This window comes from Vibrio sp. YT-19(2023) (assembly GCF_033337395.1).
The window spans coordinates 1-552 of sequence record NZ_JAWOQN010000967.1 but is presented as its reverse complement, the minus strand read 5'-3'; the positions used below and the strand labels follow the sequence as shown (position 1 = coordinate 552).

General features: G+C 45.3%; 1 protein-coding gene. It reads right to left on the bottom strand.

All coding sequences use genetic code 11. From position 1 onward, the window contains the following. Positions 1–552 (bottom strand): DUF1365 domain-containing protein (locus tag R7E78_RS29465; RefSeq protein ID WP_318059062.1); only part of this gene is annotated, 552 nt, incomplete at its 3' end.

Here is a 552-nt window from a genome sequence, read left to right as displayed (position 1 = left end):
ATGGCATTCAAGATGGATACTTAACTTGTCTGTAAGCGGTTTTATTTTCCAGCGGTACAATTGGTCTATCGGGTTGAACGGTGACACGTGGAATGCTTTGTCTTGCTCCCAACCAAAATCTTCATCCTTTGGGTCAGCCGCTATCGCGTAATAATGGCGCTCATTCCAAGGTGTATTGCTGACTTCAGCGAGAAGATATTGCCATCCACCTTTTTGGTCATACAGGTAGTAAAAATTCACTGGACTAAAATAGAGCCCGAGATAACGCAAATGACAGACAGCCAGTACTTTGCCGCTGCAACGTACGCCCGTAAGTTCTGCGACTTTATCTTGCACCGCTTTTTTCAAACTCCCTTCACCGAGGTAATCATCGCGTTTGAATCGAGCCCAATGCCACCAGCGAGTCCCAAAGCCCCAAACTTTTTTCTCAAGTACGCCAATTTCATCCAAATCAATCGCTGGCATAAACATTGAGTAATTCAGCTCGTGCTTAACGGGCGTAAAACGACGATGCCTTACATTGCCTATAAATAACTGGCTGTGAGAAGGGAT